Origin of the sequence: Oleiagrimonas soli, assembly GCF_000761445.1 — a bacterium.
GTDB classification, from domain to species: Bacteria; Pseudomonadota; Gammaproteobacteria; order Xanthomonadales; family Rhodanobacteraceae; genus Oleiagrimonas; species Oleiagrimonas soli.
The window spans coordinates 241764-262255 of sequence record NZ_KN196471.1 but is presented as its reverse complement, the minus strand read 5'-3'; the positions used below and the strand labels follow the sequence as shown (position 1 = coordinate 262255).

Here is a 20492-nt window from a genome sequence, read left to right as displayed (position 1 = left end):
CACGGCGAAGCTTCACGCCGCCGATTCGGCGCGCGCCTCGCAGGCCGGCTCGACAATGTCGGCGTGCACGGTCTCGGAGGTTTCGGTGATCTGCAGCGGCTTCAGGTCCAGACGCTCGAACAGCTTGCGGTCGCGCTCGGCTTCCGGGTTCGAGGTGGTCAGCAGCTTCTCGCCGTAGAAGATCGAGTTGGCGCCGGCGAAGAAGCACAGCGCCTGCATCTCGTCGTGCATCTGCTCGCGGCCCGCCGACAGGCGCACCATCGAGTCCGGCATCATCAGGCGCGCCACGGCGATGGTGCGCACGAACTCGAACGGGTCCAGAGCGGCGGTGCCGGCCAGCGGCGTGCCCTCGACCTGCACCAGCATGTTGATCGGCACCGACTGCGGATGCTCGGGCAGGTTGGCCAGCGTCTGCAGCAGGCCGGCGCGCTGGCTGCGCGACTCGCCCATGCCGACGATGCCGCCGCAACAGGTCTTCAGGCCGGTGTCGCGCACGTGTTCCAGCGTGTCCAGACGATCCTGGTATTCGCGGGTGTGGATGATCTCGCCGTAGAACTCCGGCGCGGTGTCCAGGTTGTGGTTGTAGTAGTCCAGACCGGCGTCCTTCAGCGCCTGCGCCTGCTCGGCCTTGAGCATGCCCAGCGTGGCGCAGGTCTCCAGGCCCAGGCCCTTCACCGCGCGCACGATCTCGGCGACCTTGGGAATGTCGCGGTCCTTCGGCTCGCGCCACGCCGCGCCCATGCAGAAGCGGCTGGCGCCGGCTTCCTTGGCGGCCTTGGCGCGTTCCAGCACGGCCTCGACGCTCATCAGCTTCTGCGCCTCGACGCCGGTGTGGTAGCGCTGCGCCTGCGGACAGTACGCGCAATCCTCCGGGCAGCCGCCGGTCTTGATCGACAGCAGCGTCGACACCTGCACCGCATTCGGATCGTGGTGCGCGGCGTGCACGGCATGCGCGCGCGCCAGCAGGTCGTTGAACGGCAGGGCGAACAGCGCGGCGACTTCCTCGCGCTTCCAGTCGTGGCGGATCTCGGCGGACATGGACGGTTCCGGTGTCGGGAAAGGCGACAAGTGTCGGAAGCGCGCCCGACGCTGTCAACTTGAATCGGGCGTATGGAGTTGACAGTGCGGCACTTGGGAGGCCGCGCCCGAGCCGCTAGGATCGAGCGGAACCGTCATCCACGAGAGAGGAGTCACCCATGAGCACCGGACAAGGCAGCGCCGGCAACGTCATCGCCGCACTGTGCAGTTTCTTCATCCCCGGCCTCGGCCAGCTGCTGCAAGGTCGCGTGCTGATGGCCCTGCTGATGTTCGTGCTGGCCGCCGTGCTGTGGTGGTTCCTGCTGGGCTGGATCATCCACCTGTGGTCGATCATCGATGCGGCGTTGTTCAAGCCGAAGCGGTAGCTTTGGATCTTGGTTTAAAAGCTCACACAAGGAGGTTTTCTTATGCGCCTTTCAAATGCTGAAAAGTTAATTTTGACAATGCTTGCAGATATCCATAAGGAGCTCAATATACAGGGCGATGTTGATGCTCGCTTTGTTACAAAGGCAATTTATACGGGTAATACATGGGCGCTTTCTTGGGAGATGCAGAGCATTGTAGGCGATTCACCAGAGCCTACTCCTCCGATTGTAAGCGAGGTTGTAGATATTATAGATATGTGGTCTTTCATTGAGGAAGCTTATTCATCTTTTGATGACGCTGAGAGGAAGAGGGTGAAAGACGAAGCGGAGCCATTTGGCGAGCATGTGGAGTTTGCTGGTTTCGATGGAAACAATGAAACAGAGCATATGAGCATCGCTCGTTTCCTTGTGGAGGAAATGAATAGATTTTCACGATTTAAGGGTAGAGATCTTAATTCACACTATCCGTCTATAGATGGCTATCGGGAGATGCTAGCTGTTTTTAACCCAATTCGAGAAACTTTGATTGGTCACGGTCTTTCAGTTGACCAGTTAGTTGCCGTTCTTCAGGCTAAGCGTCGTTAGAAGATTTGGGCTGTTGGGGGCGAAGTTGCAGCCGAACATAGCTGTTTGTGTTCGTAGTCAATTGGAGACAATGGCATGGAAGCCTTGAACCACCTGCGCCGCGTCGGCGCGCATCTTTCTCTTCGTCTGTTGCCGCCACGCTGCCTGCTGTGCGGCGCGCCCGGCGACAGGCTCGATCTATGCGCGGCGTGCCGCGAGGACTTGCCGGGCAACGCCGTCTGCTGCGAACGCTGCGCGCTTCCGTTGGAGCATCCGGCGGCGCAGTGCGGCGCGTGTCTGCGCCGCGAGCCGCGTTGGGATGCGGCGTGGGTGCCGTTCCGCTATGCGTGGCCGCTGGATCGGCTGGAGGCGCGCTACAAGTTTTCCGGGCAGCTCGCCGCCGGGCGCACGCTGGCGGAGTTGTGGGCGCGGCGCGCGCCACCGGCGAAACCGCAGCTGATCGTGCCGGTGCCGCTGCATCGCCACCGGCTGCGCGAGCGCGGTTACAACCAGGCGCTGGAACTGGCGCGCGTGCTGGCGCGTCGGCAGCGTGTGCGTCTGCGGCACGACGTGCTGCGGCGGGTGCGGGCGACACAGGCGCAGACCGAACTCGACGCCGTGGCGCGTCGGCGCAACGTGCGCGATGCCTTCGAGCTGCCTCTGACCGCGAATCTGCCGGCGCACGTCGCGGTGGTCGACGACGTGATGACCACGGGCGCGACGTTGTCCGAATGCGCGCGGGTGCTGAAGCGGGCCGGCGTGCAGCGCGTCGACGTGTGGGCGCTGGCCCGCGCGCCGCTGCCGGGGCAGCGCTGACGCGGCGCGGCGGCGGTCAGCGGATCGCCAGCGCCACGGCCAGGCCCATCCACAGCGCGAAGCCGACCCAGTTGTTGTTGCGGAAGGCGTGGAGGCAGGGCATGCGCTCGCGCCCGCGGATCAGCCACTGCTGCCAGACCATCAGTCCGGCGGCGACGGTGACGCCCAGCCAGTACGGCCAGGCCAGGTGCGCGCGGTGGCCGACCATGGTCATTGCCAGCAGGAAGGTCGCCATCAGGATCGCGATAATCACGCGGTCGAGTTCGCCGAACAGGATCGCGGTGGACTTGGCGCCGACCTTCAGGTCGTCCTCGCGGTCGACCATCGCGTACTCGGTGTCGTACATCGTCGACCACACCACGTTGGCCAGGAACAGCAGCCACGCCAGCGGCGGCACGTGGTTGGCGACGGCGGCGAAAGCCATCGGGATCGACCAGCCGAAGGCCGCGCCCAGCACCACCTGCGGCAGGTGCGTGTAGCGCTTGGTGAACGGGTAGATCGCCGCCAACGCGGCGCCGCCGAAGGACAGCTTGATGGTCAGCGGATTGGTCAGCAGCACCAGACCGAAGGCGACCAGTAGCAGCACGAAGAACACGGCCAGCGCGCGCTTCGGCGTGATGCGGCCGGCGGCGATGGGCCGCTCGCGGGTGCGCTGCACCTGCGCGTCCAGTTTGCGGTCGGCGTAGTCGTTGATGGCGCAGCCGGCCGAGCGCATCACGAACACGCCGAGGGTGAAGATCAGCCACGGCTTCCACGGCGGAAAATCCATCGCCGCCAGCCACAGCGCCCACCAGCACGCCCACAGCAGCAGCAGCGCGCCGACCGGGCGGTCCATGCGCGTCAGCACCAGGATGTCGTAGGTCGGCGCGCGCCAGCGCTCGGGCAGCCGTTTCAGCAGCCAGCCGAGCACCTGGCCGGCGCGGCGCGAGCTGTCTTCGGTGCGTCGCACGGCGGTGCGCGCACGCGGCGGGACGCGCGGCGGCGGACGGCGGCGGGGAGCGGGGCGCGGCGGACGATTCATGCGCGCAAGTGTAGCGTGCGCCGCGCGGCATTCGAGCGGGTTCCGTCACGAGTCGGTCAAGCGTTTCGTGCTAGCTTCGAGTCACGACTCACGGAAGAGCACGCCATGCCACGACACCTCGATCACATCGCGCTGATGGTGCGCGAGCCCGCCCGCACCGCCGTCTGGCTCGGGACCCTGTTCGACGACGCGCGGATCACGCCGGGCGAAGGCGACCACGACACGCTCGTGCATCTGGGCGGCGTCTGCCTGGTGCTGGTGGCGGGCGAACCGCCGGCGAAGAGCAACGGCGACCACATTGCCTTCGCGGTCGACGCGGACGAACTGGCGACGTGCGCGCAGCGTCTGAAGATGCAGGGGCGCAGCGTGCAGTTGGCGCGTGGCGAGACCGCGCTGTACTTCACCGACGACGACCACCACGTGTTCGAGCTGGACGTCGTGGCCGACGCCTGACGCGGGCGATCCGCACCAGGGGCGGGCGGAAAGTGAGCGATCGGTCGGGGTTTCCGTGAGGAAGTCCGTGGTCGTCGATCACACAGCCTGCATGGGTGTCCTGAGGTGCTGCAACGCTGAAACAAGGATCAGGTCGGTGTGCAGTGTGCCGACACTGCGTCGGGCCGCACGTCATGCGATCGCGGAGTCGGGGTCATGCTTCCGATGGCACCGCCGACGCGCTCCTCGCGCGCACCCAAGACATTCCCTTCGGTGACACCACGGGACGCCCCATGGTCGCAGGACAGGCACGCCCTCCGGTCGCACCGCGGGCACTTCCTCCGGTCGTACCACAGGCACTCCCTACGGCCGTCATTCCGGCGAACGCCGGAACCCAGTGACTTCAGGCACCAGCGACAGCAGAGGCGCTAGGTTCCGGCGTTCGCCGGAATGACGACGGTTGGGGTTTCGGCGTTCGTCGGAACGACGAGGTTGGGGTTTCGGCGGGGTGCCATGGGGCGGACGGATGCGACTCGGATACGCATCACGCCGCGTGCGATTCGGGCGGCTCGCTGCGGTGCTCGACCTTCAGCACATCGACCAGTTTGCGGGTCTGGTTGAGGATCTGCGTCAGTCGCGCGGCGTCGCCGTGCACGGTCAGGGTCAGGCGCGAGACAGCCGGGTCGCGGGTGGCGGCGACGTGCAGGCTGTCGATGTTGTGGCCGCGCGCCGAGAACAGTCCGGCCACGCGCACCAGCGCGCCGACTTCGTTCTGCAACAGGATCGAGAGCGTGTGTTTCATGGTGTTCTCCGTCGGAAGGTTTCCGTCAGAACATGGCGGTGACCGACGGCGCGTGGTCGTCGTCGGATGCGCGCGAGGGAATGAAGTCGCCGGTGATCATCTGTGCGTAGCGCGCGCCGGGGCCGATCATCGGGTAGACGCCGGCGTCCGGGTCGATCATCACTTCGAGGAAGGCGGGGCCGTCGAAGGTAAGGAAGTCGGCGACGGTGGCGGCCAGTGCGCACGGGTCCTCCAGTCGTTGCGCCCACTCGAAGCCATCGGCCTTCACGGCCTGGATGAAATCCTTGCGGTGCAGACTCTTGTCCGAGGCCATGAAGCGGCCGCGGTAGAACAGCTTCTGCCACTGCCGCACCATGCCGTCGCCGCAGTTGTTGAGCACCACGATCTTCACCGGCAGGCCGTAGGTGGTGACGGTCTCCAGCTCGCCCAGATTCATGCGGATGCTGGCGTCGCCGTCGATGTCGATGACCAGCGCGTCGGGCCGCGCGCACTGCGCGCCGACGGCGGCGGGCAGGCCGAAACCCATCGTGCCCATCGAGCCGGAGGTCAGCCAGTGGCGCGGCTCGCGGAAGTGCAGGTACTGCGCCGCCCACATCTGGTGCTGGCCGACGCCGGTGGTGATGATGGCGCGGCCTTGCGTGTGGCGATTGATCTCCTCGAGCACGGCGTAGGGCTGGATCAGCGCGTGGTCGCGGTCGTAGTTCATCGCGTGGCGCGACTTCAGTGCGGCGACGTGTGCGTGCCAGTCGTCGACGTCGAGCCGCACGTCGTGCGCACGGCCCCAGGCGGTCAGCTGCTCCAGCGTCGGCTTCAGATCGCCGACGTGGTGCCAGTCGACGGTCTTCACCTTGTCGATCTCGGCCGGATCGATGTCGACCTGGGCGAGGAATTTCGCGCCCGGCGCGAAGGCGTCGGGCACGCCGGCGACGCGGTCGTCGAAGCGCGCGCCGAGCGCCAACAGCAGGTCGCAGTCCTCGACTGCGTAGTTGGCGTAGGCGGTGCCGTGCATGCCCAGCATGTGCAGCGCCAGTGGGTCGGTGGTGTCGATGCCGCCGATGCCCATCAGCGTGGTGACCACGGGCACACCGAAGGCTTCGACGAAGGCGCGCAGCGCGGGCGCCGCCTCGCCGGCGACGATGCCGCCGCCGGCGTAGATCAGCGGGCGCTTGGAGGCCTTGAGCGCGTCGAAGAAGGCACGGCAGGCGTCGTCGTCGAGTCCGCCCGTGGCGCTGGCGGCGATGCGTGCGCGGTAGCCGGGCAGCGGCAGTTCGCCGTCGCCGTGGAAGGCCAGCGCGGCGTTCTGCACGTCCTTGGGGATGTCGACGACGACCGGACCCGGCCGCCCGCTGCGCGCCAGCGTGAACGCGGTGCGCAGCGTGGCCTCCAGGCGGTCGGGGTCCGTGACCAGGAACACGTGCTTGGCGCACGCGCTCATGATGTTGGTGATCGGGGCTTCCTGGAATGCGTCGCTGCCGATGGCGGCGGTGCCGACCTGGCCGCAGATCACCACCAGCGGAATCGAGTCGGCCATGCAGTCGCGCACCGGCGTCACGGTGTTGGTCGCGCCCGGTCCCGAGGTGACGATGGCGACGCCCACCTTGCCCGAGGCGCGTGCGTAGCCGGCGGCCATGAAGCCCGCGCCTTGCTCGTTGGCCGGCACCACCAGCGGCAGCGGTTCCTTGCCGTCGGCGTCGGCGTGCTCGGCGTTGTGGCGGAAGATGGCGTCGTACACCGGCAGGATGGCGCCGCCGGAATAGCCGAACAGCACGTCCACGCCCTCGCCGGCGAGGACCTGCACGACGACGTCGGCGCCGGTCTTGGCGGGTGTGGACATCGGTTGTTCAGCGGGCAAAGCGGAAGCGTTCACTGCGTGTTCCCTGCATCTGCGAAAGCGAAGGCCGGCCTCCGCGCGGAGGCCGGCCCGCGGATCAGCCGGCTTTCTTCATCGGCTCGCCGGCGGCGGCCGCGGCCTGCTTGTCCTTGTGCAGCCAGGCCATGCGCGCGCGCAGCTGGGCACCGACCTTCTCGATGGGGTGCTCCAGGTCGGCCTGCTTGAACTTTTTGTAGTTGGGCAGGCCGGCGTCGTATTCGGCCGTCCATTCGCGGGCGAAGGTGCCGTCCTGGATTTCGGTCAGCACCTGCTTCATGCGCGCCTTGGTGTCGGCGTCGACGATGCGCGGACCGCGCGTGTAGTCGCCGTACTGCGCGGTCTCGGAGACGAACTGCAGCATCTTCGCCAGGCCGCCCTCGTAGAACAGGTCGACGATCAGCTTCAGCTCGTGCATCACCTCGTAGTAGGCGATCTCGGGCTGATAGCCGGCTTCGGTCAGGGTCTCGAAGCCCTTCAGCACCAGCTCGCTGGCGCCGCCGCACAGCACGGCCTGCTCGCCGAACAGGTCGGTCTCGGTCTCTTCCTTGAAGTCGGTCTGGATGAGCATGGCGCGCGCGCCGCCGATGCCGGCCGCGTAGGCGCGCGCCTTGGCTTCGGCCTGACCGGTGGCGTCCTGCGCCACGGCGACCAGGCACGGCACGCCGCGACCGCGCTGGTATTCGCTGCGCACCAGCGCGCCGGGGCCCTTGGGCGCGACCAGATTGACGTCGATGTCGTCGCGCGGCGCGATGCGGCCGAAGTGGACGTTGAAGCCGTGCGCGAACAGCAGCGCCGCGCCGGGCTTGATGTTGGGCGCGATGGCTTCTTCGTACAGCTTGGGTTGGGTCATGTCCGGCGTCAGCACGGCGACGAGGTCGGCGTCCTTGACCGCGTCGGCGGGCGTGGCGACCTTCAGGCCGTCTTCCTGCGCGCGCTTCCAGGACGGGCCGCCCTCGCGTGCGCCGACGACCACGTCGAGGCCGGATTCGTGCAGGTTCAGCGCGTGCGCGCGGCCCTGGCTGCCGTAGCCGAGAACGGCGATGCGGGCGTCTTGCAGAAGGTCGGTGGTGGCGGTGCTCATGATGTTCTCCATGGGGTATGCGGAATGGGTGGTGCGTTCAGGCGGACGTGCGCCAGCGGTAGGGGGTGGAGCCGTTGGTGACGGCGCCGGCCGAGGCCGAGCCGACCAGCTGCGCGTACTTGGCCAGCGCGCCGCGCGTGACCTTGGGCGGCGGTGCGTTCCAGCTTTCGCGGCGGGCGTCGAGGTCGGCGTCGGTGCTGAGCGTGCGGGCCTCGCCGTCGATGACGATGCGGTCGCCTTCGCGCAGCAGGGCGATGGGTCCGCCGCGCGCCGCCTCGGGGGCGACGTGGCCGACCATGAAACCGCGCGTGGCGCCGGAAAAGCGGCCGTCGGTCATCAGCGCGACGTCGTCGCCGAGGCCGCGGCCGATCAGCGCGGCGGTGACGCCGAGCATCTCGCGCATGCCCGGGCCGCCGGCCGGTCCCTCGTTGCGGATGACGATGAAGTCACCCTTCTTGATGCGGTCGTTCTGCACCGCGGCGAAGGCGTCTTCCTCGCTCTCGAACACGCGCGCGGTGCCGGTGAAGCCGCTGCGGCCGAGGCCCGCCAGCTTCAGGATGCAGCCCTGCGGCGCGAGGTTGCCGTACAGGATCGCGTAGCCGCCGCGCGGCTTGATCGGCGCGTCGACCGAACGCACCAGATCGTGCGCGACCTGCGCCGGCGGCGCGTCGTCGAGTTCGGCGAAGAAGTGGCGGCCGGTGACGGTCGGCGTATCGCTGAGCATGCCGGCGCGGCGCAGTTCGTTGGCGATCGCGGCGACGCCGCCGGCCTCGAACATCTCCACTGCGCTGTAGCGTCCGGCGGGCATCAGGTCGGCGATCACCGGGGTCTGCTCGGAGGCGGCGTTGAAGTCCTCCAGGTCCAGCTCCACGCCGGCTTCGTGCGCGATCGCCAGCAGGTGCAGCGCGGCGTTGGTGGAGCCGGCGGTGGCGGCGACCAGGCGCGCAGCGTTGACGAAGGCCTCGCGCGTCATCAGCTGGCGCGGCGTGCGCGAGGCCGCGAAGCATTCCATCACCAGTTCGCCGCAGCAGCGCGCCACCGCGGCCTTGTCCGGGTGCGTGGCTGGCACGTCGTTGAAGCCGACCGGCGAGAGGCCCAGCGTGGTCAGGATCATCGCCATGGTGTTGGCGGTGTACTGGCCGCCGCAGGCGCCGGCGCCGGGGCAGGCGCGGGTCTCGACCTGGGTCAGCTCGGCGTCGGATATCTTGCCCGCGCCGTGCGCGCCGACGGCCTCGAACACGTCCTGCACGGTGATCGATTTGCCGTGGAGCTTGCCGTGGCCGATGCTGCCGCCGTACAGCGCCACGCCCGGAATATCCAGGCGCGCCAGCGCCATCGCGGCGGCGGGAATGGTCTTGTCGCAGCCGCACAGCACCACCATCGCGTCGAGGCAGTGGCCGTTGACGGCCAGCTCGATGGAATCGGCGATGACCTCGCGGCTGACCAGCGAGGCGCGCATGCCCGGCGTGCCCATCGCCATGCCATCGGTGACGGCGATGGTGTTGAACTCGACCGGCGTGCCGCCCGCGGCGCGGATGCCGTCGGCGACCTCGTTGGCCAGATCGCGCAGGTTGAGGTTGCACGGGCTGACGTTGGACCAGGTGTGCACCACGGCGACCAGCGGCTTGCCGATGGCGTCGTCGTCCAGGCCGGTGGCGCGCATCATCGCGCGCGCCGGGGCGCGGTCCGGGCCTTTCTTCATCGTGTCGCTTCGCATGCGCCGCCCCTCAGCCGCAGGCCCGCATGCCGGCGAGGAACGCCGGCCTGCAGTCCTCGTCCAGATCCAGCGCGGCGATCACCGCATCGCGCACCTGCGACGTGGTGGCCGTGCCGCCGAGGTCGCGCGTCCACGGGCCGTGCTCGACCACGTGCTCGACCGCAGCCTCGACGACGGCGGCCTCGGCTTCCAGACCCAGTGCGTGGCGCAGCAACAGCGCGGCGCTGGCGATGGCGCCGAGCGGGTTGGCGGCGTCCTGTCCGGCGATGTCCGGGGCCGAGCCGTGGATCGGCTCGTACAGGCCGCCGTGATGGTCGCCCAGCGACGCCGAGGGCAGCAGGCCCAGCGAACCGGCCAGCGCGGCGGCCTCGTCGGTGAGGATGTCGCCGAACAGGTTCTCGGTGACGATCACGTCGTAGCGCGACGGCTGCGTCAGCATCAGCATCGCCATCGAGTCGACCAGCTGATGTTCCAGATGCACCTCGGGATAGTCGCGTGCGACCTGCTCGGCGGTATGCCGCCACAGGCGCGAAGTCTCCAGCACGTTGGCCTTGTCCACCGAGGTCAGGTGGCGACCGCGCTGGCTGGCCAGCTCGAAGCCGCGACGCAGCACGCGCTCGATCTCGGCGACGGTGTAGGCGCATTCGTCGGTGGCGCGCTCCTTGTCGCGGGTCTTGGCGCCGAAGTACGCACCGCCGGTCAGTTCGCGCACGACCACGAAATCGACGTCCTTCAGGCGTTCGGTCTTCAGCGGCGAGCGCTCGGCCAGGCGCGGATGCACCTTCAGCGGACGCAGGTTGGCAAACACGCCGAGCGCCGCGCGCAGCGCCAGCAGGCCCTGCTCGGGACGCACCTTGGCGTTCGGGTCGGACCACTTCGGCCCGCCGACCGCACCCAGCAGCACCGCGTCGGCGGCCAGGCAGGCTTCGCGGGTGGCGTCCGGCAGCGGTTCGCCGGTGGCGTCGATAGCGGCGCCGCCGATGGCGTGTTCGCTGAAGCGGAAGTCGTGGCCGTGATGGGCGGCGACGTGCTTGAGCACATCGACGGCGGCGGCGGTGACCTCGGGGCCGATGCCGTCGCCGGGAAGGGTGACCAGGTGGGCTTGCATGGGATCTGTTCCTCGGGTGTGTTCGATGCGTTGCGGAAGAGGTGTTTTGTCCGTCATCCCGGCGAAAGCCGGGACCCAGCGACTCCGATGTGCCGGACAGGCACTGGGTGACTCGCTGCGCTCGCCCCTTCGGGGCCGTCCTTCGGACGTTCTGCGCGCTTCGCGCTTGTCCGGCTTTCGCCGGGATGACGACTGAAGGGAGTGCTCGCGGCGTGGCCGAAGAAAGTGACCGCGGTATGACCGAAGGAGATGCCTGCGGTGGAAATGCGCGTGGAGCGGCCGCGGAGCATGTCGGCGGGACGCGTGGAGGAAGCTTTCGGTGCAAGCGTCATGCGGCTTGCTCCACGCGTTGCTCGAACGCCTCGATTTCCGCGGCGTGCTGCCGGATGAAGCCGAGCTGGTCCACGCCGTGCAGCAGACAGTGGCGCGCGAAGCCGTCCAGCTCGAAGGCGAAGCGGCCGTCGTCGGGCAGCTCGATGAAACCGCCGGCGACGTCGATGCGCAGCTCCACGCCGGGGTGGTCCAGCAGCCAGCGGTGCTCGGCCTCGCTGACGACCACCGCGAGCAGGCCGTTCTTCAGCGCGTTGGAGCGGAAGATGTCGGCGATCTCGCTGGACAGCACCGCCTGGATGCCGAAGTCCAGCAGCGCCCACGGCGCATGCTCGCGCGAGGAACCGCAGCCGAAGTTGCGGCCGGCGACGAGGATCTGGCAACCGCGCGCCTCGGGACGATTGAGCTCGAAATCCGGGTTGTCGCTGCCGTCGGCGCGGTAGCGCCAGTCCTCGAAGGCATGCTCGCCGAGACCGGTGCGTTCGGTGGTGGTCAGGAAGCGCGCCGGAATGATGCGGTCGGTGTCGATGTTGGTGTGCGCCAGCACAGCGGTGCGCGAGCGCAGTTGGGTCAGCGGTTTCATCGGGCGGCTCCGTGAAGCGAGAAAAAAGTCCTCTGTCCGCCCGTTCCGGGGAGGCCAGATGCGGGCGAGTGGCAAGAGGCGAAGCGCGCAGGGAGGAGGCGCAGGTGCTTCGCCGGCCGATATCGAGTGGCCCGCGGGCGGAGGCAGAGGACAAACGGGTTCGGACAGACGCGCGTCATGCCGCGGCCTCCGAGGTCTGGAAGAAGCTGCGTGGATCGGCGATGCAGCCGGCCACGGCGGAGGCGGCGGCGGTGGCCGGACTGGCCAGCACCGTGCGCGCGCCCTTGCCCTGGCGGCCCTCGAAGTTGCGGTTGGAAGTCGACACCACCAGCTGGCCGGGCTGGGCCAGGTCGCCGTTCATGGCGATGCACATCGAGCAGCCGGGCACGCGCCACTCGGCGCCGGCGGCGGTGAATACTTCGTGCAGACCCTCGGCCTCGGCGGCGCGGCGCACCGATTCGGAACCGGGGACCACCAGCATGCGCACGCCTTCGGCGACGCTGCGCCCGCGCAGCACCTCGGCGGCGGCGCGCAGGTCCGGCAGGCGCGAGTTGGTGCAGCTGCCGACGAACACCACGTCGACCGGCGTGCCGGCCATCGCCTTGCCGGCGGTGACCTGCATATAGTCCAGCGCGCGGGATTCCTGCGCATTGGCGGCGGCCGGCACCGGCGCGTCCATCGCCGCGGCCATGCCCGGATGGGTGCCATAGGTGACGGTCGGTCGCACGGTGGATGCATCGATGCGGACTTCGCGGTCGTAGCGCGCGCCGTCGTCGCTCTTCAGCGTCTTCCAGTGCGCGACGGCGCGGTCCCAGGCATCGCCCTGCGGCGCGCGCGGACGGCCCTTCAGCCAGGCGAATGTGGTGTCGTCCGGCGCGATCATGCCGGCGCGCGCGCCGGCCTCGATGGCCATGTTGCACACCGTCATGCGCTCTTCCATCGACAGCGCCTCGATGGCCGGACCGCGGAATTCCAGCACGTGGCCGGTGCCGCCGCCGACGCCGATGGTGGCGATCACGTGCAGTACCAGATCCTTGGCCGAGACGCCGGCCGGCAGCGCATGGTCGACGTGAATGGCGAAGGTCTTCGGCTTGCGCTGCAGCAGGCACTGCGTGGCCAGCACGTGACCGACCTCGGTGGTGCCGATGCCGAACGCCAGCGCGCCGAACGCGCCGTGCGTGGAGGTGTGGCTGTCGCCGCAGACGATGGTCATGCCCGGCTGCGTGGCGCCGAGTTCGGGGCCGATCACGTGGACGATGCCGCGCGCGTCGCTGTCCCAGCCGTGCAGTTCGATGCCGAATGCGGCGCAGTTGTTCTCCAGCGTGTGCACCTGCGCCTCGGCCTGCGCCGTGGTGTAGGGACGCGTGCCGTCGGCGGCGGCGGGCAGGGTCGGCGTGGAATGGTCCAGCGTGGCCAGCGTGCGATCCGGGCGACGCACCGGCAGTTCGCGGCGGCGCAGTTCGTCGAACGCCTGCGGCGAGGTGACTTCGTGCACCAGGTGCAGGTCGATGTAGAGCACGGCCGGCGCATCGGGCTTCTCGGCGACGACCTGATGGGCGTCCCAGACTTTCTCGAACAGGGTGCGTGGGGTAGTCATGTGGAGGCCTCCATCGGATCCGGCGCTTCTCGAACAGTGCGGCCACGGATGGCCGCTTTGTGCTTTTCGCGGTCATGGATGACCGCTGAGATAGATTCAGCGTGCCTCGGGTCCCTTGCAGCTCTTGTCGAAGCGGGCTCGTCTAGTCCCGTGAGCCAGCCCCAGCGGTCTTCGGTGCGGCCGTCGAACAGGCCGAAGAAGGCGTCCTGCAGCGCGCGGGTGATCGGGCCGACGCCGCCGTGGCCGACGGGCGTGCCGTCGATCGTGCGCACCGGGGTGATTTCGGCGGCGGTGCCGCACAGGAAGATCTCGTCGGCGTACAGCAGCGCCTCGCGCGGCAGCGCGCGCTCGGCGAAGGGGATGCCCAGCTCGCCGGCCAGCGCGATGATGCTGTCGCGGGTGATGCCGACCAGCACGCCGGCGCTGGTCGGCGGCGTCACCAGTTCGCAGTTGAGCACCAGGAACAGGTTCTCGCCTGCGCCCTCGCTGAGCAGGCCGTCGCAGCCCAGCGCGATGCCCTCGGCGTAGCCGCCGCGGCGTGCTTCCAGCGCGATCAGCTGGCTGTTGAGGTAGTTGCCGCCGGCCTTGGCCCAGCTCGGGAAGGTGTTCGGCGCGGCGCGGTTCCAGCTGCTCACGCACACGTCCGCGCCCTGCTCGCGCGCGTCGCCGTGGTAGCTGCCCCACGGCAGCGCGAGTATGGCGACGTCGACCACGTCGTCCTTCGGCAGGATGCCCAGACCGCCGGCGCCGCGGAACACCACCGGTCGCACGTAGGCCGCGTCCATGCCATTGGCGCGCACGACCTCGCGGCAGGCGTCGTCGATCTCGTCCGCCGTGTAGCCGATGTCGATGCCGTACACGCGCGCCGAGGCGAACAGACGGCGGGTGTGGTCGGCCAGGCGGAAGAAACGCGGGCCGTCGGGCGTGGCGTAGACGCGCTCGCCCTCGAACACCGAGGAGCCGTAGTGCAGCGCGTGCGCGCTGACGTGCACCGTGGCCTCGTGCCAGGGCTTCAGCGTGCCGTTCTGCCAGATCAGGGTGGAGTCGCTCATGGGGTCCTCATGGGGTGTGCGTGGGTGTCGCGTGATGCGTGGGTGTCGCGTGAAGTGCGTAGAACGCGAGCTTCGTCATCCCGGCGAAAGCCGGACAAGCGCGAAGCGCGCAGAACGTCCGAAGGACGGCCACGAAGGGGCGAGCGCAGCGAGTCACCCAGCGACTTCGATGCGCCGGGCAGGCACTGGGTCCCGGCATTCGCCGGGATGACGGCCGAAGGGGGGCGCATGGCGTAGCGGATGCGCGTGCGGCGCCATGTGCGCGAGCGCGGCCATGACATGCGGGCGGTCTGCGTACTCATGCGTTGACCACCTTCGCGGCGGGCGTCTTGCGGGTTTGGCGCGCGTGGTCGCGGGCGATGGCGTTGGCCACGTCCAGCGCGGCCAGCGCGGCGGCTTCGACGATGTCGGTGGACCAGCCGTGACCGCACCACTGGCGTTGTTCGCGGTCGACCACGAGCACGGCCTGGCCCTGCGCGTCGCCGCCTTCGCTGGCGGAGAGAATGCGGAAATCGGTCAGCGGCAGCGCCTCGCCGGTGGCGCGTTCGACCGCGCGCACCACGGCGTCGACCGGACCGTCGCCGATGGCCGCTTCGCTGACCTCGCGGCCGTCGTCGTGGCGCAATTTCAGCGAGGCCGACGCGCCGCCGCGCAGGTGCGAGGCCGCGTGCAGCTGCTCGATGCGCCACGGGCCGGGCTGGTCCGGATCGCGGCCCAGCGCCAGGGCTTCCAGATCTCCGTCGTGGATTTCGCGCTTGCGGTCGGCGAGCTGCTTGAAGGCGTCGAAGATGACGCCGAGACGGTCTTCGTCCGGCGTGTAGCCCAGTTCTTCCAGGCGCTGGCGCAGCGCGTGGCGGCCCGAATGCTTGCCCAGCACCAGGCGCGAGGGCGGCACGCCGACGTCCTCGGCGCGCATGATTTCGTAGGTGCCGCGGTGCTTGAGCATGCCGTGCTGATGGATGCCTGATTCGTGCGCGAAGGCGTTCTCGCCGACCACGGCCTTGTTGCGCGGCAGCGCCTGGCCGGTCAGGCGCGAGAGCAGGCGCGAGGTCGGATAGAGGCGGCGCGCGTCGATGCGGGTGTCGACGGCGTAGTGCGGCGCGCGCACGCGCAGCGCCATGACGATCTCTTCCAGCGCGGCGTTGCCGGCGCGCTCGCCGATGCCGTTGATGGTGCACTCGACCTGGCGCGCGCCGGCGCCGATGGCGGCCAGGCTGTTGGCGACGGCCAGGCCCAGGTCGTCGTGGCAGTGCGCGGAAAACACCGCGCGCTCGGCGCCGCGCACGTTGGCGCGCAGCCACGCGAACAGTTCGGCGACTTCGGTCGGCGTGGTGTAGCCGACGGTGTCCGGCGCGTTCAGGGTCACCGCGCCGGCGTCGAGCACGGCGGAGAAGATCTCGGCGAGGAAATCGTGCTCGGTGCGCAGCGCGTCCTCGGCGGAGAATTCGACGTCGTCGCACAGCGCGCGGGCGCGGCGCACGGCGTCGACGGCGGTGTCGATCACCTGTTGCTTGCTCATGCCGAGCTTGTGTTCGCGGTGCAGCGGACTGGTCGACAGGAACAGGTGGATGCGCGCGGACTTCGCCTTTTCCAGCGCGCGTGCGGTGGTCTCGATGTCGCCGGGCAGGCAGCGCGACAGGCCGCACACCGTGCTGCGCCGGAGTTCGCCGGCGATCTGCGCGACAGCGGCGAAGTCGTCGGGCGAGGCCTGCGGGAAGCCGGCTTCGATCACGTCCACGCCCAGTTCCTCCAGGGCGTGCGCCAGACGGATCTTCTGCGACCGGTTCATGGAGAAGCCGGGCGCCTGCTCGCCGTCGCGCAGGGTGGTGTCGAAGACGCGTACATGGTCGTCGACGGCAACGCGGTCGTCGTCGGTGGCGCGTGGCGATGTGGGGTTCTGCTGGTTCATCCGAGGCTCCGCTGGGCAGGCCAAGGGCAACAAAAAACCCCGCATCCGTTTCCGGGTGCGGGGTTCTTGACTGTGTCCGTGTTGCGCTAATCGTGGACGCGTGCCCTTAACCCGCACCTCCGCTGGTAATAATGACTACGACTAGGATTAGGGCTAGCTCGATGCGCACGAGTGCGACGTCACGCAGCGACGACAGCAGCGCGCGGACCGGGGCGAAGCCGGTCGAGGCGTTTTCGTGCTGGCGCGTGTGCTGCGACATGTCTACCGAACCTACGCAGGGTTTTCGGAACTGTCAACGAAAAATGTGCGCGGATGGATAGACGTCCATATGGCTAGATTGCATATGCGTGGTGATAGCTTGGTCCGGTATGGATCATCATGGTGTGGCGGTAGGTCGCTGGGTGACTCGCTGCGCTCGCCCCTCCGGGGCTGTCCTTCGGACGTTCTGCGCGCTTCACGCTTGCCCGGCTTTCGCTGGAATGACAGTCGCATTTGGATGCTATGGGGAATGGTGATGCTTCCTTGAGGCTACGCCAGCGTCACATCCTTGGTTCGTAGTTCAAGCTCCAGGAGCCGGGGTTCCCTCCGACCGTCATTCCGGCGAAAGCCGGAACCCAGCGACTTCTGCGGGAATACCCTCGTACTCCGTTCGGCCAGCAGACACAGGTTGTCCGCGTTGTGTCATCGAACGCTATCGAGCAAAACCTCGCGCAGCGCATCGTCGTCCGCCGGCAACGGTTCGGCATGGGCAACGCGGCGCAGCAAATGGTCCAGGGTGGAAGGCACCGGCACGGAACGACCGATCAGTGGTTCAATCACGCCTTCGAACTTGGCCGGATGCGCGGTCGCCACGGCGACGCGCAGGCGCGACGGGTCTGCATCGCGAAGCCGCGCGAGCACGTGCAGCGCGGTCGCGGTGTGCGGGCACACGACCAAGTCATGTTCGGCGGCCAGCGCGCGCACGGTGTCGCGGATGGCGACGTCGTCGACGCTCTGCGCGGTGAACTGCGCTCGGATGAAGTCGTCGTCGAACATCCAGCGCAGACGTTCGGCGTTGCTCGGTGCGCCCACGTCCATGGCGTTGGCGAGCGTGGCGACGCTGGCGCGCGGCGCGTAGTCCGCGCCGGCGAGGAAGTCGGGCAACACCGCGTTGGCGTTGCAGGCCAGATGCACCTTGCCGATGGGCAGGCCCATCGTGCGCGCCCAGACGCAGGCCAGGGCGTTGCCGAGGTTGCCGGTCGGCACCACGAAGTCGGGCGCGACGCCGTGCTCGGCATGCAGGCGCAAGGCTGCCTGCGCGTAGTAGCTCATCTGCGGCAGCAGGCGGCCGAGGCTGATGCTGTTGGCCGAACTCAGCGGCGTGCGTGCCTGCAGGTCGGTGTCGCCGAGGGCCGTCTTCACCATGCGCTGGCAGTCGTCGAAGCTGCCGGCGACGCGGAACGCGTGCACGTTGTCGCCGAAGCAGCCCAGCTGATGCGCCTGGCGCGGCGATACGCGGCCGTCCGGATACAGGATCACGACGCGAAAGCCCGGTAGGCGATGGAAGGCCGCGCCCACGGCGGCGCCGGTGTCGCCGGAGGTGGCGACCAGGATGGTCAGCGGCGGGTCGCTCGGCGCGCGCAGCCGGCGCATGCAGGCGGCGAGGAAGCGCGCGCCGACATCCTTGAAGGCGGCGGTCGGGCCGTGGAACAGCTCCAGCAAATAGGTGTCGTCCCACGGCAGCGGGCGCAGCGGCGTGTCGAAGGCCAGCGCTTCGCGGCAGATCGCGTCGAGGTGCGCGGCCAGCGGATCGCCGGCGAACCACGGGCGCAGCAGCCAGGCGGCGATCTCGGGCAGCGTCGCGTCGGGCGCGATGGCGTCGAGGTCCGCGCGCGGAAACGCGGCGGGGACGTAGAGACCGCCGTCCGGAGCCAGGCCGGCGGCGATGGCGGCGCTCAGGCCGACGGCGGGCGCGTCGCCGCGCGTGCTCAGGAAGCGCATGGTTCGAGCCGTGCGGCGGGGCCGTTGATCGGCGCGACGAAGCGGTCGCTGTCGAGGCCGTGCGCGGCGAAGGCGCGGGCCATGGCGTCGGCGGCGGCCTCGGCTTCGGCGCGTCGCTCGAACCAGCCGAACACGCTGGGACCGGCGCCGGAAATGCTCGCGCCGAGCGCACCGTGGTCCAGCGCGGCGCGCTTCACGGCGTCGAAGCCGGGAATCAGCGGCGCGCGGCGCGGCTCCACCAGCACGTCGCGCAGACCGTCGCGCACCAGCTCGGCGTCGCCGCGCTGGCAGCCGGTCAGCACTAGCGCGAGGTGCGCGCTCTGGGCGACGAATTCGCCGATGGCGTAGGCGCCGGCCAGCGCCTCGCGGGCGCGGCGCGTCTCCAGCACGACGTGCGGATGCACCAGCGCGCAATGCCAGGCGTCGGGCACGTCCAGGCGGATCAGGTGTTTCTCGGTGGTCAGCACCAGGCCGCCGAGCAGCATGCCGCCGAGGTTGTCACCGTGGCGACCGCCGCTGGCCACGGCCTCGCCGTCGAGTGCGAACGGGTACAGCGCTTCGCGTGAAAGTGGTTCATCCAGCAACGCATTGGCGGCGACCAGCGCGGCCACGCACGAGGACGCCGAACCGCCCATGCCCGAGCCCAGCGCGATGCCCTTGTGCAGATGTAAAGCGAAGCCGAACGGCAGGCCCAGTGCCTCGCGCAGCGCGATCAGCGCCTGTCCGGCGGTGTTGGCGGCGGCTTCGCGCGGCAAGTCGGTGACGCAGCCGTCGATGCCGTCGATGCGCACCACCGGTTCGTCGATGCGGCGCACGCGCGCGCGGTCGCCGGCGCCGTCGAGGCTGTGGCCGAGCAGGTCGAAGCCGACGCCGATGTTGCCGACGCTGGCCGGCGCCCAGGCGCAGGCTTCGTTGGTAATGTCCGCGCTCATGCGCGTGCCTCCGCGGCCACGCGCAGCAGATCGGTGAACACGCCGCCGGCGGTGACGTCGGGGCCGGCGCCGGGACCCTGCACGCGCAGCGGCGTGTCGGCGTAGCGGCGGGTATGGAACTGCACGATGTTGTCGGCGCCGCGCGCCTGCGCGAAGGCGTGTCCGGCGGGTAGCGCGACCAGGCCGACGTGGGCGCGGCCGTCCGCATCGAGGCGGCCGACGTGGCGTAGCACCGCGCCCTGGGCGGCGGCTTCGGCGTGCCGCGCCGCCATCGGCGCGTCCAGCAGGTGCAAGTGGTCCATGAAATGCTCGCGATCGACGTGGCGCAGGGCGTCCGGCACCAGAGACTGCACCGAGACGTCGTCGAGGGAAAGCCCGCGACCGCTTTCGCGCGCCAGGATCACCAGTTTGCGCGCCACGTCCAGGCCGTCCAGATCGGCGCGCGGATCAGGTTCGGTGTAGCCCAACTCATGGGCTTCGCGCACCAGTGCGGAAAACGGGCGCTGGCCGTCGTAGGCATCGCACAGCCAGGCCAGGGTGCCGGACAGCATGCCTTCCAGCGCGATCAGTTCGTCGCCGGTGTCGAGCAGGTCGCGCAGGGTCTGCACCACCGGCAGGCCCGCGCCGACCGTGGCTTCGTAGCGCAGCTGCACGCGCTGCGTGCGGGCAAGGTCCTGCAGTGCGCGCCAGTGCGGCAGCGGCCCGCTGGGCGCGAGCTTGTTCGGCGTGACCACATGCAGGCCGGCGGCGAGCCAGTCGGCGTAGCGCGCGGCGACGGCCTCGCTGGCGCTGCAGTCGACGATCACCGCGCCCGGCGCGCCATGCAGGCAGGCTGCGACGTCGTCGAGGCTGGACGGTCGCCAGGTCTGCGCGCCGCCGTGGCGGGCGTTGAGCGCATCGTCGTCGCTGTCCAGCCACATGCGCCGGCTGTCCGCGACCACGCGCAGGTGCACGTCGATGTGCTGTTCGCGCCGCAGACGTTCGCGCGCGGCGCGCAGCTGTTCCAGCAACGCACTGCCGACGCGACCGGGCCCGACCACGCCCACGGTCAGCCGCCGCAGGGCGGGCGTCGGCGCGGGCGTCCGCGGCTGCAGGCAGTCGGGGTCCAGTTGCGATGCGTGCATGTTCACGGTGTTGCCTCCCTGGAGAGGCCCGTGTCCTGCGTCGTCGGGGGTCGCATCACGGCCCCGTCCGGTGCGGGGCGGGCCGTTTGCGTGATGGAATCAGTCGCGCACGAACACCTGCCCCGGGCCGGTGGTACCGGTGCCGGTGGTCGTCATGGTCGTGGTCGTCGT

At 69.3% G+C, this 20492-nt stretch carries 18 protein-coding genes; 4 read left to right on the top strand and 14 right to left on the bottom strand.

Annotated features, from left to right (window positions below; translation table 11 throughout):
• Positions 1-12 precede the first annotated feature (12 nt).
• Positions 13-1038 (bottom strand): biotin synthase BioB, encoded by a 1026-nt coding sequence (bioB, locus tag LF63_RS14905; protein WP_043104433.1) that lies wholly within the window; start codon positions 1036-1038, stop codon positions 13-15.
• Positions 1039-1196: 158 nt separating this feature from the next.
• On the opposite strand from bioB, the gene LF63_RS14900 reads away from it, so the two are divergent.
• From LF63_RS14900 to LF63_RS14895, 3 genes are all read left to right on the top strand, one after another.
• Positions 1197-1403: a hypothetical protein gene (locus LF63_RS14900; RefSeq protein WP_043104432.1), complete on the top strand. Its 207-nt coding sequence runs from the start codon at positions 1197-1199 to the stop codon at positions 1401-1403.
• A 42-nt stretch (positions 1404-1445) separates the two neighbouring features.
• The gene (locus tag LF63_RS15625) at positions 1446-1988 is read left to right on the top strand and encodes a YfbU family protein (RefSeq protein ID WP_081945299.1); all 543 of its coding nucleotides are present in this window, start codon (positions 1446-1448) and stop codon (positions 1986-1988) included.
• Between the two features lie 75 nt (positions 1989-2063).
• Entirely contained in the window at positions 2064-2783 is a 720-nt protein-coding gene (locus tag LF63_RS14895) for a ComF family protein (RefSeq protein WP_052395352.1), read from the top strand.
• Between the two features lie 16 nt (positions 2784-2799).
• Here LF63_RS14895 and ubiA read toward each other — a convergent pair whose 3' ends face one another.
• Positions 2800-3693 carry a 4-hydroxybenzoate octaprenyltransferase gene (gene ubiA / locus LF63_RS14890; RefSeq protein ID WP_043104559.1) on the bottom strand — a complete coding sequence of 298 codons (894 nt, stop codon included), beginning with the start codon at positions 3691-3693 and terminating at the stop codon, positions 2800-2802.
• A gap of 216 nt (positions 3694-3909) precedes the next feature.
• Between ubiA and LF63_RS15380 the strand changes: the two genes are divergently transcribed.
• A complete protein-coding gene (locus LF63_RS15380) occupies positions 3910-4257 on the top strand; it encodes a VOC family protein (protein ID WP_052395351.1) in 348 nt (115 codons plus the stop codon).
• A 523-nt stretch (positions 4258-4780) separates the two neighbouring features.
• Here the strand turns inward: LF63_RS15380 and ilvN are convergent.
• From ilvN to LF63_RS14825, 12 genes are all read right to left on the bottom strand, one after another.
• On the bottom strand, positions 4781-5038 hold the full coding sequence (ilvN, locus tag LF63_RS14880) for an acetolactate synthase small subunit (protein ID WP_043104430.1): 258 nt from the start codon (positions 5036-5038) through the stop codon (positions 4781-4783).
• A gap of 25 nt (positions 5039-5063) precedes the next feature.
• On the bottom strand, positions 5064-6872 hold the full coding sequence (gene ilvB, locus LF63_RS14875) for a biosynthetic-type acetolactate synthase large subunit (RefSeq protein WP_052395349.1): 1809 nt from the start codon (positions 6870-6872) through the stop codon (positions 5064-5066).
• 94 nt (positions 6873-6966) lie between these two features.
• Positions 6967-7989: a ketol-acid reductoisomerase gene (gene ilvC, locus LF63_RS14870; protein WP_043104554.1), complete on the bottom strand. Its 1023-nt coding sequence runs from the start codon at positions 7987-7989 to the stop codon at positions 6967-6969.
• Between the two features lie 37 nt (positions 7990-8026).
• Positions 8027-9706, bottom strand: a complete 1680-nt coding sequence (ilvD, locus tag LF63_RS14865) for a dihydroxy-acid dehydratase (RefSeq protein WP_043104425.1) — start codon at positions 9704-9706, stop codon at positions 8027-8029.
• A 10-nt stretch (positions 9707-9716) separates the two neighbouring features.
• On the bottom strand, positions 9717-10814 hold the full coding sequence (gene leuB / locus LF63_RS14860; RefSeq protein WP_043104422.1) for a 3-isopropylmalate dehydrogenase: 1098 nt from the start codon (positions 10812-10814) through the stop codon (positions 9717-9719).
• 328 nt (positions 10815-11142) lie between these two features.
• Complete coding sequence (leuD, locus tag LF63_RS14855; protein WP_043104421.1) at positions 11143-11727, bottom strand: 3-isopropylmalate dehydratase small subunit; 585 nt, start codon at positions 11725-11727, stop codon at positions 11143-11145.
• Positions 11728-11902: 175 nt separating this feature from the next.
• Positions 11903-13324, bottom strand: a complete 1422-nt coding sequence (leuC, locus tag LF63_RS14850; protein ID WP_043104418.1) for a 3-isopropylmalate dehydratase large subunit — start codon at positions 13322-13324, stop codon at positions 11903-11905.
• A complete protein-coding gene (locus LF63_RS14845) occupies positions 13321-14376 on the bottom strand; it encodes a branched-chain amino acid transaminase (protein WP_043104416.1) in 1056 nt (351 codons plus the stop codon). Before LF63_RS14845 ends, leuC begins: the two co-directional genes overlap by 4 nt.
• 298 nt (positions 14377-14674) lie before the next feature.
• On the bottom strand, positions 14675-16285 hold the full coding sequence (locus tag LF63_RS14840; RefSeq protein WP_043104414.1) for a 2-isopropylmalate synthase: 1611 nt from the start codon (positions 16283-16285) through the stop codon (positions 14675-14677).
• Positions 16286-16966: 681 nt separating this feature from the next.
• The gene (gene thrC / locus LF63_RS14835) at positions 16967-18265 is read right to left on the bottom strand and encodes a threonine synthase (RefSeq protein WP_043104412.1); all 1299 of its coding nucleotides are present in this window, start codon (positions 18263-18265) and stop codon (positions 16967-16969) included.
• Positions 18253-19197, bottom strand: coding sequence for a homoserine kinase (locus tag LF63_RS14830; protein ID WP_043104410.1), 945 nt, complete (start codon positions 19195-19197; stop codon positions 18253-18255). Before LF63_RS14830 ends, thrC begins: the two co-directional genes overlap by 13 nt.
• On the bottom strand, positions 19194-20321 hold the full coding sequence (locus tag LF63_RS14825) for a homoserine dehydrogenase family protein (protein ID WP_043104552.1): 1128 nt from the start codon (positions 20319-20321) through the stop codon (positions 19194-19196). The genes LF63_RS14830 and LF63_RS14825 overlap by 4 nt, the downstream gene beginning before the upstream one ends.
• Between the last annotated feature and the right edge of the window lie 171 nt (positions 20322-20492).

What these genes read in the sequence shown, in the direction of transcription:
- bioB (WP_043104433.1), bottom strand. Translation starts at nt 1,038, where the DNA reads ATGTCCGCCGAGATCCGCCACGACTGGAAGCGCGAGGAAGTCGCCGCG.
- LF63_RS14845 (WP_043104416.1), bottom strand. Translation starts at nt 14,376, where the DNA reads ATGAGCGACTCCACCCTGATCTGGCAGAACGGCACGCTGAAGCCCTGG.
- LF63_RS14900 (WP_043104432.1), top strand. Translation starts at nt 1,197, where the DNA reads ATGAGCACCGGACAAGGCAGCGCCGGCAACGTCATCGCCGCACTGTGC.
- LF63_RS14830 (WP_043104410.1), bottom strand. Translation starts at nt 19,197, where the DNA reads ATGAGCGCGGACATTACCAACGAAGCCTGCGCCTGGGCGCCGGCCAGC.
- leuB (WP_043104422.1), bottom strand. Translation starts at nt 10,814, where the DNA reads ATGCAAGCCCACCTGGTCACCCTTCCCGGCGACGGCATCGGCCCCGAG.
- ilvB (WP_052395349.1), bottom strand. Translation starts at nt 6,872, where the DNA reads ATGTCCACACCCGCCAAGACCGGCGCCGACGTCGTCGTGCAGGTCCTC.
- leuC (WP_043104418.1), bottom strand. Translation starts at nt 13,324, where the DNA reads ATGACTACCCCACGCACCCTGTTCGAGAAAGTCTGGGACGCCCATCAG.
- ilvC (WP_043104554.1), bottom strand. Translation starts at nt 7,989, where the DNA reads ATGAGCACCGCCACCACCGACCTTCTGCAAGACGCCCGCATCGCCGTT.
- leuD (WP_043104421.1), bottom strand. Translation starts at nt 11,727, where the DNA reads ATGAAACCGCTGACCCAACTGCGCTCGCGCACCGCTGTGCTGGCGCAC.
- ilvD (WP_043104425.1), bottom strand. Translation starts at nt 9,706, where the DNA reads ATGCGAAGCGACACGATGAAGAAAGGCCCGGACCGCGCCCCGGCGCGC.
- LF63_RS14825 (WP_043104552.1), bottom strand. Translation starts at nt 20,321, where the DNA reads ATGCACGCATCGCAACTGGACCCCGACTGCCTGCAGCCGCGGACGCCC.
- LF63_RS15380 (WP_052395351.1), top strand. Translation starts at nt 3,910, where the DNA reads ATGCCACGACACCTCGATCACATCGCGCTGATGGTGCGCGAGCCCGCC.
- LF63_RS14895 (WP_052395352.1), top strand. Translation starts at nt 2,064, where the DNA reads ATGGAAGCCTTGAACCACCTGCGCCGCGTCGGCGCGCATCTTTCTCTT.
- ilvN (WP_043104430.1), bottom strand. Translation starts at nt 5,038, where the DNA reads ATGAAACACACGCTCTCGATCCTGTTGCAGAACGAAGTCGGCGCGCTG.
- LF63_RS14840 (WP_043104414.1), bottom strand. Translation starts at nt 16,285, where the DNA reads ATGAACCAGCAGAACCCCACATCGCCACGCGCCACCGACGACGACCGC.
- LF63_RS15625 (WP_081945299.1), top strand. Translation starts at nt 1,446, where the DNA reads ATGCGCCTTTCAAATGCTGAAAAGTTAATTTTGACAATGCTTGCAGAT.
- thrC (WP_043104412.1), bottom strand. Translation starts at nt 18,265, where the DNA reads ATGCGCTTCCTGAGCACGCGCGGCGACGCGCCCGCCGTCGGCCTGAGC.